This window comes from Kutzneria buriramensis, from assembly GCF_003387475.1.
GTDB classification, from domain to species: domain Bacteria; phylum Actinomycetota; class Actinomycetes; order Mycobacteriales; family Pseudonocardiaceae; genus Kutzneria; species Kutzneria buriramensis.
Genome location: NZ_QUNO01000012.1, coordinates 215,530 through 230,844, shown reverse-complemented (window position 1 = coordinate 230,844; position 15,315 = coordinate 215,530). Strand labels below are relative to the sequence as shown.

General features: G+C 70.7%; 14 protein-coding genes. 3 read left to right on the top strand and 11 right to left on the bottom strand.

The features are described 5' to 3' along the window. Positions 1 to 70 precede the first annotated feature (70 nt). Positions 71 to 1,906 (top strand): Ig domain-containing protein, encoded by a 1,836-nt coding sequence (locus BCF44_RS56875; RefSeq protein WP_211353317.1) that lies wholly within the window; start codon positions 71 to 73, stop codon positions 1,904 to 1,906. 48 nt (positions 1,907 to 1,954) lie between these two features. Here the strand turns inward: BCF44_RS56875 and BCF44_RS32885 are convergent, their stop codons facing one another. The 4 genes from BCF44_RS32885 to ngcE form a co-directional block, all read right to left on the bottom strand. Continuing rightward, positions 1,955 to 2,350: a hypothetical protein gene (locus BCF44_RS32885; protein WP_116178321.1), complete on the bottom strand. Its 396-nt coding sequence runs from the start codon at positions 2,348 to 2,350 to the stop codon at positions 1,955 to 1,957. A 64-nt stretch (positions 2,351 to 2,414) separates the two neighbouring features. Next, on the bottom strand, positions 2,415 to 3,353 hold the full coding sequence (locus tag BCF44_RS32880; protein WP_116178320.1) for a carbohydrate ABC transporter permease: 939 nt from the start codon (positions 3,351 to 3,353) through the stop codon (positions 2,415 to 2,417). 13 nt (positions 3,354 to 3,366) lie between these two features. Further along, on the bottom strand, positions 3,367 to 4,296 hold the full coding sequence (locus BCF44_RS32875) for a carbohydrate ABC transporter permease (protein ID WP_116178319.1): 930 nt from the start codon (positions 4,294 to 4,296) through the stop codon (positions 3,367 to 3,369). 3 nt (positions 4,297 to 4,299) lie between these two features. Continuing rightward, complete coding sequence (gene ngcE, locus BCF44_RS32870; protein WP_116178318.1) at positions 4,300 to 5,736, bottom strand: N-acetylglucosamine/diacetylchitobiose ABC transporter substrate-binding protein; 1,437 nt, start codon at positions 5,734 to 5,736, stop codon at positions 4,300 to 4,302. 237 nt (positions 5,737 to 5,973) lie between these two features. Here ngcE and BCF44_RS32865 point away from each other — a divergent pair, with 237 nt between their 5' ends. Beyond that, positions 5,974 to 6,981: a hypothetical protein gene (locus BCF44_RS32865; RefSeq protein ID WP_116178317.1), complete on the top strand. Its 1,008-nt coding sequence runs from the start codon at positions 5,974 to 5,976 to the stop codon at positions 6,979 to 6,981. A 3-nt stretch (positions 6,982 to 6,984) separates the two neighbouring features. On the opposite strand, the gene mnmA is transcribed toward BCF44_RS32865, so the two are convergent. From mnmA to BCF44_RS32830, 7 genes are all read right to left on the bottom strand, one after another. After that, the gene (gene mnmA / locus BCF44_RS32860; RefSeq protein WP_116178316.1) at positions 6,985 to 8,055 is read right to left on the bottom strand and encodes a tRNA 2-thiouridine(34) synthase MnmA; all 1,071 of its coding nucleotides are present in this window, start codon (positions 8,053 to 8,055) and stop codon (positions 6,985 to 6,987) included. Between the two features lie 2 nt (positions 8,056 to 8,057). Further along, a complete protein-coding gene (locus BCF44_RS32855; RefSeq protein ID WP_116178315.1) occupies positions 8,058 to 9,227 on the bottom strand; it encodes a cysteine desulfurase family protein in 1,170 nt (389 codons plus the stop codon). A 34-nt stretch (positions 9,228 to 9,261) separates the two neighbouring features. Beyond that, positions 9,262 to 10,620 (bottom strand): MFS transporter, encoded by a 1,359-nt coding sequence (locus tag BCF44_RS32850; protein ID WP_246015857.1) that lies wholly within the window; start codon positions 10,618 to 10,620, stop codon positions 9,262 to 9,264. Between the two features lie 17 nt (positions 10,621 to 10,637). Next, positions 10,638 to 11,420, bottom strand: a complete 783-nt coding sequence (locus BCF44_RS32845; RefSeq protein ID WP_246015855.1) for a lysophospholipid acyltransferase family protein — start codon at positions 11,418 to 11,420, stop codon at positions 10,638 to 10,640. A gap of 122 nt (positions 11,421 to 11,542) precedes the next feature. Further along, positions 11,543 to 12,307, bottom strand: a complete 765-nt coding sequence (locus BCF44_RS32840; protein ID WP_116178313.1) for a GNAT family N-acetyltransferase — start codon at positions 12,305 to 12,307, stop codon at positions 11,543 to 11,545. Positions 12,308 to 12,469: 162 nt separating this feature from the next. Further along, entirely contained in the window at positions 12,470 to 13,429 is a 960-nt protein-coding gene (locus BCF44_RS32835) for an electron transfer flavoprotein subunit alpha/FixB family protein (protein WP_116178312.1), read from the bottom strand. Between the two features lie 24 nt (positions 13,430 to 13,453). Then, a complete protein-coding gene (locus BCF44_RS32830) occupies positions 13,454 to 14,236 on the bottom strand; it encodes an electron transfer flavoprotein subunit beta/FixA family protein (protein ID WP_116178311.1) in 783 nt (260 codons plus the stop codon). Positions 14,237 to 14,448: 212 nt separating this feature from the next. Between BCF44_RS32830 and BCF44_RS32825 the strand changes: the two genes are divergently transcribed. Further along, positions 14,449 to 15,291 (top strand): DegV family protein, encoded by an 843-nt coding sequence (locus BCF44_RS32825; protein ID WP_116178310.1) that lies wholly within the window; start codon positions 14,449 to 14,451, stop codon positions 15,289 to 15,291. Positions 15,292 to 15,315: the final 24 nt, after the last annotated feature.

The window sequence follows — 15,315 nt, the reverse complement described above, 5'->3', positions numbered from 1 at the left end:
TCCGCAGGGTAGACACCTCCGAACGCCGGCATCCCACCGGCGTACGCACCACACACCCTGCGGAGGAACAGTGCGCGCCCTATCCCGAAGACTCGTCGCGCTCGTCGGCGTCGCGTCGCTGCCCCTGCTCGGCCTCGCGGCCACCGCCGCGGCGTCGACGGCAGGCAATCCCTACTCACCCGCCTACGGCCACACCTACCGTCACGGCGCGGTGCCAACCCGGGAACAACTCGGCAAGATCAAGGACTACGAGGCGGCGCACCCGACCGCCACACCCGACGCGACGGCCGCCGGCAACACCCTCGCCTACGGCGGCGGCATCGACGGCATCGGCGTCACCAGCGGCCACGAGAAGGTCTACCTGGTGTTCTGGGGCAGCCAGTGGGGCAGCCAGGGCACCGACGCGAACGGCAATCTGACCTTCTCGTCCGACTCGGCGGGCGGCGCGCCCAAGCTGCAGAACATGTTCAAGGGCCTCGGCACCGGCAACGAGGCGTGGTCCGGCGTGATGACCCAGTACTGCGAAGGCGTGTCCACCGGCGCCACCTCGTGCCCGGCGAGCGCCGCGCACGTCGGGTATCCGACCGGCGGCGCGTACGCCGGCGTCTGGTACGACAACTCCACATCCTCGCCGGCCGCGTCCAGCGGGCACCAGATCGGCGTGGAAGCGGTGAACGCGGCCGCGCACTTCGGCAACACCACCGCCGCCGCCAACCGGTACGCCCAGTACGTGATCCTCTCGCCCAAGGGCACCGACCCCGACAACTACAAGACGGGCGGCTTCTGCGCCTGGCACGACTACAACGGCGACTCCACCCTGTCCGGCGGGGCGGTGTCCTCGCCCTACGGCGACATCGCGTTCACCAACATGCCGTACGTGATGGACCAGGGCACCAGCTGCGGCCAGAACTTCGTCAACTCGGGCTCCAGCGGCACCATCGACGGCTACACCATGGTCGAGGGTCACGAGTACTCGGAGACCATCACCGACCAGAACCCGGCCGGCGGCTGGACGGCCAGCTCCGGTGAGGAGAACGCCGACGAGTGCGCGTGGCTCAACCCGGGCACGCAGGGCGGCGCGACCAACGTCAGCATGGGCAACGGCTCGTACGCCGAGCAGGGCACCTGGTCCAACGACACCAACCGGTGCGACACCTCGCACACCATCATCGGCGGTGGCGGCGGCACCGGCCTGAGCGCCAGCAACCCGGGCAGCCAGAGCGGCGTGGTCGGCACGGCGGCGAGCCTCCAGCTGTCCGCGACCGGCGGCACCACCCCGTACAGCTGGTCGGCGACCGGCCTGCCCGCCGGCCTGTCGATCAGCTCCGGCGGCTTGATCTCGGGCACGCCCAGCACCGCCGGCAACTACACCGTCAACGCCACCGTGCGCGACGCCGCCGGCGCGACCGCGTCGACCTCGTTCGGCTGGACCATCTCCCCCGCCGGTGGCGGCGGCTGCTCCGGCCAGAAGCTGGGCAACCCCGGCTTCGAGTCCGGCAACACGGTGTGGAGCGCCTCCTCCGGTGTGATCGGCCAGAACGGGTCCCAGGAGCCGACCCACTCCGGCACCTGGAACGCCTGGCTCGACGGCTACGGCAGCACGCACACCGACACGCTGACGCAGTCGGTGTCCATCCCGGCCGGCTGCCACGCCACGCTGTCGTTCTACCTGCACATCGACACCGCCGAGACCGGTTCGACGGCGTACGACAAGCTGACCGTCAAGGCCGGCTCGACGACGCTGGCGACCTACTCCAACGTCAACGCGGCCAGCGGCTACACGCTGCGCAGCTTCGACGTCTCGGCGCTGGCCGGGCAGACCGTCACGGTCAGCTTCTCCGGAACCGAGGACAGCTCGCTCCAGACGTCGTTCGTCCTCGACGACACGGCATTGACCCTGAGCTGACGTGAATGTGGACGGGGTGGGCGGCAGGCCCACCCCGTCCACCGTGGACTACGGGACGGTGACCGTCACCGTGAAGGCCTGCAACGACTTGCAGCTCATGCCGCCGGGCGGGGTGGACGGGCACACCGGCCGGCTGGAGGTGAGCTTCGCGGTTCCCTTGTGCCGGGCCACGAAGTCCGCCTGGGTGCCGCTGATCGGCGGCGACCCGGTGAGCAGCAGGACGTCCACGGCGTCGGAGTCGCTGGTCAGCGCCGACCAGTGGCCCTTGCCGTCGTCCGGCAGCTTCACGGAGAACTTGGTCCCGACCGTCGCGCAGACGGTGTGACCGTTGTCCGCCATGGTGATCTGGCTCGGCGACTGACAGGCCGCCGTTGTGGTCGTCTGGGCCGGCGGCGACTCGGGCGGCACACGCGAGCCGCAGCCGGCGACGAGGATCGCTGACACCGCTAGAACCACAGAGGCTGCTCGCATGTCACCAGGACGGTGCGAGCAGCCTCCGGGGTTGCAGCTACTTGAGCGTTCCAGCCGTCAGTCCGGCCTGCACCTGCCGCTGGAACAGCACGTAGACCGCCAGCATCGGCAGCATGGCGATGGTCATGCCGGCGAACAGGCCCGACCAGTCCGACTTGTAGCCCTGCGTGACGGCCAGGTTGAGCAGGCCCTCCGCGAGCACCGAGTGGTCGGTGTCGAAGCTGGACTGCGGCTGGAGCAGCACCAGCGGCAGCAGGTACTGGTTCCACTGGCCGATCACGTTGAAGATGCCGATGCTGATCAGGCCCGGCCGGGCCATCGGCAGCATCACCCGGGCGAACAGCGTCGCGTGCCCGGCGCCGTCGAGCAGCCCCGCCTCCGCGATCTCCGTGGGCAGCGTGCGGAAGAAGGAGTGCAGGAAGAACACCGTGAACGGCAGCGAGAACGCCACGTACACCAGGATCAGGCCCAGGTAGGAGTTGAGCCCGAGGTACGGCCCGACCACCGGCAGGTTGCCGAGGTTGCCGACGATCTTGAACAGCGGCACCAGGGCCAGGAAGATCGGCAGCGTCAGCCCGGCCACGAAGCCGTAGTAGATGATCCGGTTGCCCGGGAACGAGTAGCGGGCCAGCACGTAGGCCGCCATCGCCCCGACCACCATGGTGATGGTCACGCCGCCGGCCAGCACGATCACCGTGTTCAGGAAGAACGTGCCGATGTGCCCGCTGCTCCAGGCGCGGGCGAAGTTGTCCCACTGCGGGGACGCCGGCAGCGACCACGGGCTGGACAGGATCTCCTTGTCCGTCTTGAACGAGGACATCACCGCCCACAGCAGCGGCAGCACCACCATCGCCGCCCACAGCAGCAGGAAACCCTGCGAGAACACGTTCACCACGCCGAACTGGCCGCGCGGCGGCTTCGCCGTCTCGGGCTGCTCCTCGGGAGCGGTCGGCTCGGCCGTGACGAGCTGGGTCATGGGTCAGCCTCCCTCAGAACTCGATGCGGTCGCGCCGGGTGACCCGCAGCTGCACGATGGCCAGCAGCAGCGAGAACACGGCCAGGGCAACGCCCATGGCGCAGGCCAGGCCGAACTTGCCCTGGGTGAACGCGGTTCGGTAGAGCACGTTGGAGATCAGCTCGCTGGCGTGGTCGGGGCCGCCACCGCCCGTGTCCGGGGTCAGGCCGGTGACCAGCGCGAACCCGTCCAGGGCGATGAAGCCCAGATACACCCAGGCCACCGAGATGTTCTCCCACAGCAGCGGCAGCGTGATGCGGAAGAAGGTGGCGCCCCGGGTGGCCCCGTCCAGCAGCGCCGCCTCGTAGATCTCCCGCGGGATCGACTGCATGGCCGCCGAGAACAGCACCATGTAGAAGCCGACCCCGCTCCACACCATCACCGCCAGCAGGCACCACAGCACCAGCGTCGGGCTGTTGAACCACTGCACCGGGTCGTTCGGACTGACCAGGCCGACCGCCATCAGCAGCGCGTTGAGCAGGCCGCGCCCGTCGGTGCGGAACACCGACTGGAACAGCACCACGATGATCGCCACCGACAGCACCTGCGGGAAGAACAGCACCACCTTGTACACGCCGGAGCCGCGCACGCCCCGGATCCCGGCGCTGTCCCCGCGCCCGCCCACGTTGAGCATGAACGCGAGGAACAGCGCCAGCAGGATCGTCACCACGGGCATCAGCACCAACAGGAACGCGTTGTGCAGGATCGCCCCGACGAAGATGTCGTCGGAGAAGATCCGCACGTAGTTGTCGATGCCGATGAAGTTCTGCGTGTCGGTCAGGCCACCCCAGTCCGTGAACGAGTAGAAGATCGTCTGCACGAACGGCGAGACGACGAAGATCACGTACAGCACGACGGGGACGACCAGGAAGCCCGCGATGAAGGGCAGACGACGAAATTTCATCGGTTACTTGTCCCGGTGGTACTTCTGGATCGAGCTGTCGCCGGCGACCTTGTCGGCCGCGGCCTGGACCTTGTCGATCCACTGGTCGGCGGTGAAGCGGCCGGCCATCAGCTCGCCGGTGGCCGCCTCCCACTCGTTGATCAGCGTCGGGTACCAGTCGGTGACCGAGCGGTAGTGCAGCAGGTTCTCGCCGGCCGCCTGCACCGCCTTGTTGGCCGAGGTCAGCGCGGTGGAGGTGGTCACGCTGTCGGCCGAGCCCTTGACGATGGACAGCGAGCTGGTGGCCTGCGCGAAGTTCTTGGCCGCGTCCTTGCTCAGCATGACCCGCAGGAACTCCAGGCCGCCGGCCTGGTTCTTGGCCTTGACCGGCACGATGAACGGCTCGCCGGCCTCGGCCCGCAGCGTGCCGTAGGGCTGCGCGTCCTTGTCGGTGAGGTCCGGCATGGCGACCAGGGTCAGCTCGGTGCCGGCCGGGATGGTCTTGCGCATCTCGTTCTCGAACCAGGTGCCGACCGGGATGAAGGCGGCCTTGCCGTCCAGGAACGCCTGCTGCGACTCGATGTGGCTCATGCCCTCGGCGCCGGGCAGCACCCAGCCGTTGTGCACCATGTCGACGACGGCGTTCAGCGAGGCCTTCACCGCGTCCACGCGCCAGGCGTTGGGCTTGAGGTTGTCGATGTCGATCAGGACCTGGTTGCCGCCGGCCTTGCCGATCCAGTCCATGATCGGCACGCCCATGTAGTACGGGTACTTGCCGGCGTGCACCCACGGCGCGATGCCGGCCGCCTTGATCTGCGGGGCCAGCGTCTTGAAGTCGTTCCACGTCTTGGGCGGCGTCCAGCCCTTCGAGTCGAACAGCTTCTTGTTGTACCAGAGGCCGTATGCGGTGTAGCTGTAGTTGAGCAGGTACACCTTGCCGTTGTAGGTGCCGACGTCCAGCACGCCCGGCAGCAGGGTGTCCCTGACCTTGACGTTCGGATCGTCGTAGCTCGGCGCGTCCAGCAGCGGCTGCAGGTCGGTCAGCGCGTTGCTGGTGACCAGCGTGCCCGGCTTGATCTGGTTGTCGCCGGAGTCGTCGATCACGTCCGGCGGCGTGCCGTTGGCGAAGCGCGGCTGCAGCTGATCGGAGATCTTCTGGGTCGACTTGACCGCGGCGTTCGCGCTGGGGAACGCCTTCTTGTACAGGTTGACGTCGTACTTGGCGTACGCGTCGCCGAAGCCGCCGTCGAAGATGACCACGTCGAGCGGGGCGTCGGTGGCCACGCCGAACGGGTTGGTCGCGCTCTTGGTGCCGGACGCCGACGAGCCGCCGCTGCCACCGCCGGCGCACGCGCTCAGCAGGCCGGCCGTCGGGCCGGCCAGGACCGCGAGCGCCGCGGCACGGGAGAGCAGCTGGCGGCGGGAGATCTCGGCGCCGGAGGGCTTGGGCGAGAAGGGCATCTGTTCTTCCCCCTGCTGGTCATGGACGGGTTCGGTCCGGTCCGGACCGCCCCGACCGGTCCAGACCAGGGACCGTAACGCTCCTCACACCCGAGCGGGAGGACCATCGGACCGTGACCTACACATCGTGACGCTCTCGTGTCCGTCGGTGCGGGCGCGCCGCCGTTCGGTGGAGAAAGCGAACGTTTGCGACTTTTTCATCGCGGAACCGCAGGCAGAACGTGTTGGATGGGTGGCATGGAGTCGGACGAGGAGTGGATCGCGCGGCTGCGGCGCACGGCGCTGCGGGACGCCGAGGAGATCGCGCCCAGACCGTCCTTCCCCGTGTACGGCCTGGCCGAACCCGACCTGGGCCTGGGCGTGCTGACCTCGCTGTCGGACTCGTCGGCCGAGGAGATCACCCTGGCCTACGGCGACCCGCTGGCCCAGGGCGGCCCCCACCTGTCCATCAACACCGCGCTGCCCGCCGACGACGAGGCCGCCGGGGCGCTGCGCCGGATGCTGGACGACGAGCACAACCGCATCGTCGACCACGCCGGCGTGGAGGATCCCGAGGACGGCGAGGCCGAGTTCTCCGACACCATCACCGTCGTGGACGGGGCCGAGCTGACCGGCCCCATCTACCGGGAGGGCCCGCTGTGGACAGCCCGGTTCACCGTCTCCGACGTCGTGGTCACGGTGGTCGCGCGTGGCGTCGCCCCCACCCACCTGCGGCTGGCCACCGTCGGCGACCTGCGGCCGTACCTGGAGCGGCGCGGCGAGTGGATCGCCCGGCTGATCGAGGCGCACCGCCGCCGGCCGGTGCCCGAGCTGCCGGCCATGACCGGCCTGGACGTCTACCGCACCCTGATCGAGGAGCTCCTCGGCTTCCAGGTCCGGCACCGGGAGGCCGCCCGCGAGGGCCGGCTGCCCCGCCGCCGGGTCGGCGACGGCCGGCTCTACGGGCCGATGTGGCAGCGGGCCGTGCGGGAGCTGGAGCGCAGCGGCCGGCTCAGCCGGGAGGCCGCCAACCGGACCGTGACCTCCGTGGTCAACCAGCTGACCCGGCTGGCCGACCGGGCCGAGTGGTTCAGCGACAAGCGGCTGGCCGACCTCGCCGTGGACGAGACCATCCGCTACGCCGTGCTCGGCCAGCCGGTGTCCAGCCGGGACGCGCAGCTGGCGTGGGAGCGGGTGACCTTGGACGGCCGTCCCGAGGACACCAAGGTGTGGCTGGAGACCTGGGACAAGTGGGCGACGGCCTAGCCGTCAGCGAGTGCCGGTGATGGTGGCCGACGCCAGCACGACGTCGTCCCGGTAGAGGACCACGGCCTGCCCTGGGGCGACGCCGCGGAGCGGCTCCCGCAGGGTTACCCGCACGGTGCCGTCGACGACCTCCGCGACGGCCGATGCGGTGCCGCCGTGGGCCCGAACCTGGGCGGTGCACTCGACGAGCCCGTCCCAGTCGACGTGCACGACCGGCCGCGCGGCGTCGATGGCGGTGACGTCGAGCTTGGCGGCGGAGCCGACCCGCACGGTGCCGCTGACCGGCTCCAGCGCGAGCACGTAGCGCGGACGGCCGTCGGGGGCAGGGGCGTCGATGCCGAGCCCGTGCCGCTGGCCGACGGTGAATCCGTGCACGCCGGTGTGCCGGCCCAGCACGGCGCCGGTCTCGTCGTCGACGAGCAGGCCGGCCTGCTCACCGAGCTTGTCGGTGAGAAAGGACCGGGTGTCGCCGTCGGGAATGAAGCAGATGTCGTGGCTGTCGGGCTTGGCGGCGACGGCCAGCCCACGGGTGGCGGCCTCGGCCCGGACCTGCTCCTTGACGGTGTCACCGAGCGGGAACATGGCGTGCGCCAGCTGGTCCTCGGTCAACGAGGCGAGCACGTAGGACTGGTCCTTGCCCTCGTCCACCGCCCGGCGCAGCTCCGGCCGGCCGTCCACAGTGGACAGCTGGGCGTAGTGCCCGGTGCAGACGGCGTCGAAGCCGAGCGCGATCGCCTTGTCCAGCAGCGCCTCGAACTTGATCTTCTCGTTGCAGCGCAGGCACGGGTTGGGGGTGCGCCCGGCGGCGTACTCGGCGACGAAGTCCTCGATCACGTCCTCGGTGAAGCGCTCGGCGAAGTCCCAGACGTAGAAGGGAATCCCGAGCACGTCGGCGGCCCGCCGGGCGTCGTGCGCGTCCTCGACGGTGCAGCAGCCGCGGGCCCCGGTGCGCAGCGTGCCGGGCTTGGCCGACAGCGCCAGGTGCACGCCGACCACCTCGTGCCCGGCCTCGACGGCCCGCGCCGCGGCCACGGCGGAGTCCACGCCGCCGCTCATCGCCGCCAGTACCCGCATCGTCACATCCTCACCGTGGAGCCCGACCGCCGCATGCCGGCGATACCCGCGTTGCGCGCCCGTTCCACCGCCGGCCCGATCGCCTCCGCCAGCGCCGCGACGTCCTCCGACGTCGACGTGTGCCCGAGCGAGAACCTCAGCGAGCCGCGGGCGGCCGCCGGCTCCAGGCCCATGGCCAGCAGCACGTGGCTGGGCTGCGCCACGCCGGCCGTGCAGGCGGAGCCGGTGGAACACTCGATTCCCTTGGCGTCCAACAACATCAGCAGGCTGTCGCCCTCGCAGCCGGGGAACGTGAAGTGCGCGTTGCCGGGCAGCCGGTCCACCGGGTCGCCGTTGAGCACCGCGTCCGGCACGGCCCGCTTGACCGCCGCCACCAGCTCGTCGCGCAGCGCGCGGACCCGGGCCGAGTCGTCCTCGACGGACGCGCGCACCGCCGCCGCGAAGCCGACGATCGCCGGCACGTTCAGCGTCCCGGAGTGCACGTCGCGCTCCTGCCCGCCGCCGTGCAGCAGCGGGGTGCACTTGACGTCCCGCTTGAGCAACAGCGCACCGACCCCGTACGGGCCGCCGAGCTTGTGCCCGGTCAGCGTCAACGCGGACGCCCCGGACTCGGCGAAGTCCACCGGCACCGACCCGACCGCCTGCACCGCGTCGGTGTGCAGCGGCACCCCATGCGCAGCGGCGACCTCCGCCAACTCGCGGATCGGGTTGATGGTGCCGACCTCGTTGTTGGCCCACATGATCGTGACGAGGCCGATCGCCTCGTGGTCAGACGCAGTGTCGAGATCCTCGGCCAGCGTCCACGGCTGCACCCGACCGTGCCCGTCGACCTCGAGCCAGCCGACGGCGTCCTCGCCCAGCCACTGCACGGCGTCCAGCACCGCGTGGTGCTCCACGGTCGAGGCCAGCACCCGCGGCCGCTCCCGGGCCCAGTAGATGCCCTTCACGGCGAGGTTGTCGCTCTCCGTGCCGCCCGCGGTGAAGATCACCTCGGACGGCCGGGCGCCCAGCGCGTCGGCGATGTCCTCGCGGGCCTCCTCGACGGCGCGCCGCGCGCGGCGGCCGGAGGTGTGCAGCGACGAGGCGTTGCCCAGGGTGGACAACGCCTCGGTCATCGCCGCCACTGCCAGCGGATGCATGGGAGTGGTGGCGGCATGGTCGAGATAAGCCATCGCGTGGACAAGGGTAGCCCGTCCGCGTGACGGTTCACGAATTGCTTGCGGCCCGACGGCTCAGCACCAGCGCCCCGAACAGAGTGCACGCGGCCAGCACGGCGTTCAGCGGCGGCCAGCCCAGCGTCGGGCCGAGTTGGGCCACCAGCACGCCGCCCAGCCCCACGAACAAGGACTGCCCGAACAGGTCGGACAGCTGCAATGCGGCCGAGTTGAAGCCCCGGTCCTGCTCCGGCGACAGCTTCAGCACGAGCACCGACACGCTCGACACCGCCAGCCCCATGCCGAGACCGGCGAACACCCACGCCGGCGCCGCCACCCACGGCGGCCCCCATACGGGTGCGACGAACGTCACCAACACCAGCCCCAATGTGATGAAGAGGAAGCCTCGGCGCATCAGCAGCGGCCGGGCGATGTCCGGATGCCGGCCCTGCCACCAGGACGCCCCCGACCAGCCCAGCGCCGCGATGGTCAGCGGCACGCCGGCCAGCGCCGGTGAGAAGCCGTGGACCTGCTGCAGCACCAGCGGCAGGAAGATCTGGCTGCCGAAGAACGCGCCGGACAGCAGGCTCCGGGCCAGGACGACGCTGGGCAGGCCCGGCCGCACACTCAGGGTGCCCTTGGGCAGCAGCACCCGCAGGGCCGGCACCACGAAGGCCAGTCCCACCAGCACCACCACGATGCCGACGACGTTCGGGTGGTCGCCGGCCCAGCTCAGCACGGCCAGCCCGACGGCGGCGGCCACCGCGGCGATCGTGAGGCCCCGTCGGCGCTGCCCCGACTCCGACGGCACGAACGCCGGCAGCCGACGCAGCACGACCACCACCAGCGCCCAGCCGATCAGCACCAGCGGCGCCAGGCCGAGGAAGATCCACCGCCAGTTCAGGTACTGGGTCACCAGGCCGGCGATGGTCGGGCCGATCAGCGACGGCACCACCCACGCCGCCGACAGCGCCCCGAACGCGACCGGCCGGTCCCGCTCCGGGAACACCAGCGCGATCAGCACGTACAGCGCGACGATCTGCGCGCCGCCGCCGATGCCCTGCAACGCCCGGCCGACGAGCAGCTGCGTCATCTCGTGCGAGCTGCCGGCCACCACCAGGCCCAGCGCGAACAGCAGCGGCGCAGCCATCAGCACCGGCGCCGGTCCGCGCCGGTCACACAGCCGGCCGCCCAGCACGTTCCCGACCACCGCGGTGGCCAGGAACATCGTGAACGGCCAGGAGTACAGCGATTCCCCGTGCAGGTCGTGCACCAGCGTCGGAAGCGCGGTGCTCACGCCCATCTGCTCGAACGCCGCCAGCGTCACCAGCATCAGCAGGCCGGTCGTCGCCGCCCATCGGTCCGGCGCCCACAGCACGCTCGGCTTTTTCGTCCCCTCTACAACGCTCACGCCGTTACTTTGCTACCTCAAGCCCGCTGTAGGTCCAGTTCTTTGTGCAAAGCAACTGTCGTTCCCAGCGCTTCGGACACCGCTGCCTCGGCGAGTCCGGCCAGGTCACGACGGTTCTCCGCGCGGCCGGGGGCGATCTCGGGCAGCACGTGCACCTCGACGACCAGGCCCCGCAGCCGCAACGCCCGACGCATCGAGGTGACCAGGTCCTCGGGTCCCACGAAGGCCGCCGGACGCGCGGTGGTGCCGTCGGCGACGCGGTAGCGCAGCGCCACCGGACGGACCGGCACGCCGGCGTCCAGGGCCGACTGGAACAGCGCCGGGCGGAACCTTCCCGAGGAGATGCCGCACCAGGTGGTGCCCTCGGGGTTGGCGCCGATCGCCAGCCCTGCCCGCAGCGCGGCGGTCAGGTCGGACACCGTCTCGGGCAGCCTGGTCAGCCGCTCCCGGTCGATGAACACCGAGCCGGCGGCGGAGATCAGGCCGCCGAGCACCGGCCAGCCCTTGATGTCGGACTTGGCGACCATCGCCATCGGCTGCACCGCGTCGAGCACCAGCGAGTCCAGCCAGGACACGTGGTTGCTGACGACGAGGACCCCGCGGCCGGGCGTGGCCTGGAACTTCGGGTCGCCGTGCAGCTCGATGCGTACGCCGAAGGCCCGCACCAGGCACGCGAACCAGCGGCGCACCGCGTGCCGGGTGTTGCCCCGCAGCACCGGCTTCGCCGCCACGACTAGCAGGCCGGACAGCAGCACGGTCAGCGCCGCGATCACCCGCAGGGCCACGCCGAAGACTGTCACGCGGCGGAAGTCGCCGCCGGTGACGCAGCTGGCGCCACACGGCGACTGCGGCATCCAGGGGTGCGCGCTCGGTGTCCGCGTTCGCGGACGCTCTGCGTCGAATGGTTCGCTCGCAAGCTCGCTCACGCGGTCTGCCCCAGGAAGAACTTGAGGTACCGCTGGTCCACGCGCTCCATGGACAGCAGCACGAACAGGTCGGCGACGCCGAAGTCCGGGTCGTGCGCCGGCCGGCCGCAGACCCACGCGCCCAGGCGCAGGTAGCCCTTGAGCAGCGGCGGCACGACCGTGCGCTGCGGCGTCTCGACGGACTCCGGGTCCCACGGGTTGAGCGGCGTGACCCGGTACTCCGCCGGCGAGAGGTTCTTGGCGGACACCGTCTGCCACACGCCGGCCGCGTACGAGCCGCCGTCGGCCAGCGGCACCGAGGCGCAGCCGGCCAGCCACTTGTGGCCGGAGAGCAGCATGTAGCGGGCGATGCCGGCCCACACCAGGCCGACCACGGCGCCGTTGCGGTGGTCCGGGTGCACACAGGAGCGGCCGGTCTCCACCAGCGCCGGCCGCAGCGCGGCCAGGTTGCGCAGGTCGAACTCGGTCTCGGAGTACAGGCCGCCGTCGGCGTGCTCCGGCGGCAGCATCCGATAGGTGCCGACGATCTCCCCGCTCTCGTCCTCACGGACGACCAGGTGGTCGCAGCGCTCATCGAACTCGTCGGCGTCCACACCGTCCGCGATGGAATGCAGGGTGGCGCCCATTTCCTCGGCGAACACCCGGTGGCGCAGCCGCTGGGCGGCGCGCACCTCCTCGTTGTCGCGCGCGACGAGCAGCGAGTAGCGGGGCGTGCCCGGCGCCGTTTCCGGGCTGCTGACCAGCAGTTGCGACCGCGTCATGGCTTCTGGTGTACCCGGGGTAACCCCTACTCCGAAGGGTATGTCCGTTTACGTGAAAATGACGCTTGCGCTAATTGCCGGTCGATGTGAATTGGGCGTGAATTGAAAATGACGAGGGGGCGGAACCCATGTTAATGGGAACCGCCCCCCGTCGGAAAAGCGTCAGCCCTTGCGCTTCGTGACTTCCTCGGTGAGCTGCGGGGCCACCTTGAACAGGTCGCCGACCACGCCGAAGTCGGCGATCTCGAAGATCGGCGCCTCCGCGTCCTTGTTCACCGCGACGATCGTCTTGGACGTCTGCATGCCGGCCCGGTGCTGGATGGCGCCGGAGATGCCCAGCGCGATGTACAGCTGCGGGGACACCGTCTTGCCGGTCTGGCCGACCTGGAACTGGTGCGGGTAGTAGCCGGAGTCGACGGCCGCGCGGGACGCGCCGACGGCGCCGCCCAGGGCGTCCGCGAGGGCCTCCACCACGGCGAAGTTCTCGGCGCTGGCCACGCCGCGGCCGCCGGAGACGACGACCGAGGCCTCGGTCAGCTCGGGGCGGTCGCCCGCGGCGAGCGGCTCGCGGCTGTTGATCGTGACGACCGAGGCCGCGTTGGCCGCCGGCACCGCCACGGTCTCCTCGGCCGCCGCGCCCTCGGCGTTGGCCGCCTCGACCGCGCCCGGCCGCACCGAGATCACCGGCACGCCCTTGCTGGCCTTGGCCTTGACGTTGTACGCGCCGCCGAAGATCGACTGGCCGACGGTGGCGTCGGCGTTGACCTCGGTGGCGTCCACCAGCACGCCGGAGCCGATCCGGATGGCCAGCCGGCCGGCGATCTCCTTGCCGCTGGCCGACGCGGCGACCAGCACGGCCGCCGGCGACGCCTGCGCCACCAGCGCCGCCAGCACGTCCACCTCGGGGGTGAGCAGCTGGGTGGCGGCGTCGTCGGACTCGGCGACGTAGACCTTGGCGGCGCCGTGCGCGGCCAGGGCGTCGCGCAGCTTCGCCGCGGTGCCCGGGGCGCCGACGACGACCGCGCTGGCCTCGCCGATCAGGCGGGCGGCGGTGAGCAGCTCGTGGGTGACCTTCTTGACCTCGCCGTCGACGTGGTCGACGAGGACCAGGACCTCTGCCATGTCTGTTTCCTCCTCGTCAGTTCGTCAGATCAGCTTCTGGCCGACGAGGTACTCGGCGACCTTCGTGCCGCCGTCGCCCTCGTCCTCGACGCGCTGGCCGGCCGAGCGCGGCGGCTTCGGCGCGGACTCCAGCACGGAGGTCCAGGAGCCGGCGATGCCCAGCTCGGCGGTGTCGACGCCGAGGTCGGCCACGGTCAGCGTCGTGACCGGCTTCTTCTTGGCCGCCATGATGCCCTTGAACGAGGGGTAGCGCGGCTCGTTGATCTTCTCGTTGACGCTGATGACCGCGGGCAGGGCGGCCGACAGGTGCAGCACACCCTCGTCGGTCTCGCGCTCGACCTTGACGGCCGTGCCGTCCACCTCGACCTTGCGGGCGTGCGTGAGCGCGGGCAGGCCCAGCAGCTCGGCCACCATGGCCGGCACGGCGCCGACGCGGCCGTCGGTCGCCTCGTTGCCGGCGAGCACCAGGTCCACACCCTCGATGGTCGATACTGCCTTGGCCAGCACCTTGGCGGTCGCGATCGCGTCCGAGCCGTGCAGCGCCTCGTCGCTGACGTGGACGGCCTTGTCGGCGCCCATCGACAGCGCCTTGCGGATGGCGTCGGTGGCGCGGTCCGGGCCGACGCTGACGACGGTGACCTCGCCGCCGTGCGTGGCCTGGAGCTGAAGCGCCTCTTCGACGGCGCGCTCGTTGATCTCGTCGAGCACCGCGTCGGCCGACTCACGGTCCAGGGTGTGGTCGGAGTCGGCGAGCTTGCGCTCGGAGTAGGTGTCAGGCACCTGCTTGACCAGGACGACGATGTTCATCGGTCTCCTTCGACCTCCTGAGCGCTGGGGTGTTCAACCACCAGAATGTTACCGACGGGTAGCACAGGTGCAAACGCGGGCAAGCACTCCGGTGACGTGAGAGTCCTCACGCGGCATCCTCGCACTACAGGGGCGCGCGCGTGCAACGGCCGCACGTCCGAACGGCCGTCACCCGTATGCAGGCATGCGTTAGCCAGATAGCCTGGCTGGCCATGAGGCGTCGAGTAGCCGTCGTGACCGACTCCAGCGCCTGTCTGCCGCCGCAACTGGCCACTACATCGGGAGTGGCCGTTGTTCAGTTACAGCTCCAGGTGGGAGATCGGTTCGACGAGGAGGCTTGGGTCGCGCCAGAGGACCTGATCAAGGCCATGCAGGCCGGAAGCACCGTGTCCACCGCACCACCGGATCCGGGCGCGTTCTTCTGGACGTACCAGGACGCGGCGGCGCAGGGCGTGGACGCCGTGGTGTCGCTGCACATCTCCGAGAAGATGTCGCAGACCTGCGAGGTCGCCAGACAGGCGGCCGCCCAGTGCAGCGTGCCCGTGCACGTCGTCGACACCTCGTCGATCAGCATGAGCCTCGGCTACGCCGCGCTGGCCGCGGCGCAGGCGGCGGCCGCCGGCTGGGACGTGCGGCAGGTGATCGCCGCCGCCCAGCGGAGATACAGCACCGGCACCGAGCTGATCTACGTGGACACCCTGGAGTACCTGCGCAAGGGTGGGCGGATAGGGGCTGCGCAGGCACTGCTGGGCACCGCGCTGTCGATGAAGCCGCTGTTGACCATAAAGAACGGACAGGTCGCCCCGTCGGGCCGCGCCATGGGCACCGAACGGGCGATCAAGAAGCTGGTGGACGCCGCCGTCAAGCGGGCCGGGAGCGAGCAGGTCGACGTGGCCGTGCAGCACTACGGGCCGGACGCCCGCGCCGAGACGCTGCTGGCGACGCTGAAGTCCCGGATGCCGCGCGGCCGCAACTTCGTGCTGACGCAGGCCAGCTCAGCCGTCTTCGCCCACCTGGGCCCCGGCGCGATAGGAGTGACCGTCTCCCCCGTCTAACCCCCGCGAGTCGCGCTCAGCGCC

Coding starts and splice junctions, on each gene's coding strand:
- mnmA (WP_116178316.1), bottom strand. CDS start 8,055: ATGCGGGTACTGGCGGCGATGAGCGGCGGCGTGGACTCCGCCGTGGCC.
- BCF44_RS32855 (WP_116178315.1), bottom strand. CDS start 9,227: ATGGCTTATCTCGACCATGCCGCCACCACTCCCATGCATCCGCTGGCA.
- BCF44_RS32835 (WP_116178312.1), bottom strand. CDS start 13,429: ATGGCAGAGGTCCTGGTCCTCGTCGACCACGTCGACGGCGAGGTCAAG.
- BCF44_RS32875 (WP_116178319.1), bottom strand. CDS start 4,296: ATGAAATTTCGTCGTCTGCCCTTCATCGCGGGCTTCCTGGTCGTCCCC.
- BCF44_RS32865 (WP_116178317.1), top strand. CDS start 5,974: ATGGAGTCGGACGAGGAGTGGATCGCGCGGCTGCGGCGCACGGCGCTG.
- BCF44_RS32840 (WP_116178313.1), bottom strand. CDS start 12,307: ATGACGCGGTCGCAACTGCTGGTCAGCAGCCCGGAAACGGCGCCGGGC.
- BCF44_RS32830 (WP_116178311.1), bottom strand. CDS start 14,236: ATGAACATCGTCGTCCTGGTCAAGCAGGTGCCTGACACCTACTCCGAG.
- BCF44_RS32880 (WP_116178320.1), bottom strand. CDS start 3,353: ATGACCCAGCTCGTCACGGCCGAGCCGACCGCTCCCGAGGAGCAGCCC.
- ngcE (WP_116178318.1), bottom strand. CDS start 5,736: ATGCCCTTCTCGCCCAAGCCCTCCGGCGCCGAGATCTCCCGCCGCCAG.
- BCF44_RS32825 (WP_116178310.1), top strand. CDS start 14,449: ATGAGGCGTCGAGTAGCCGTCGTGACCGACTCCAGCGCCTGTCTGCCG.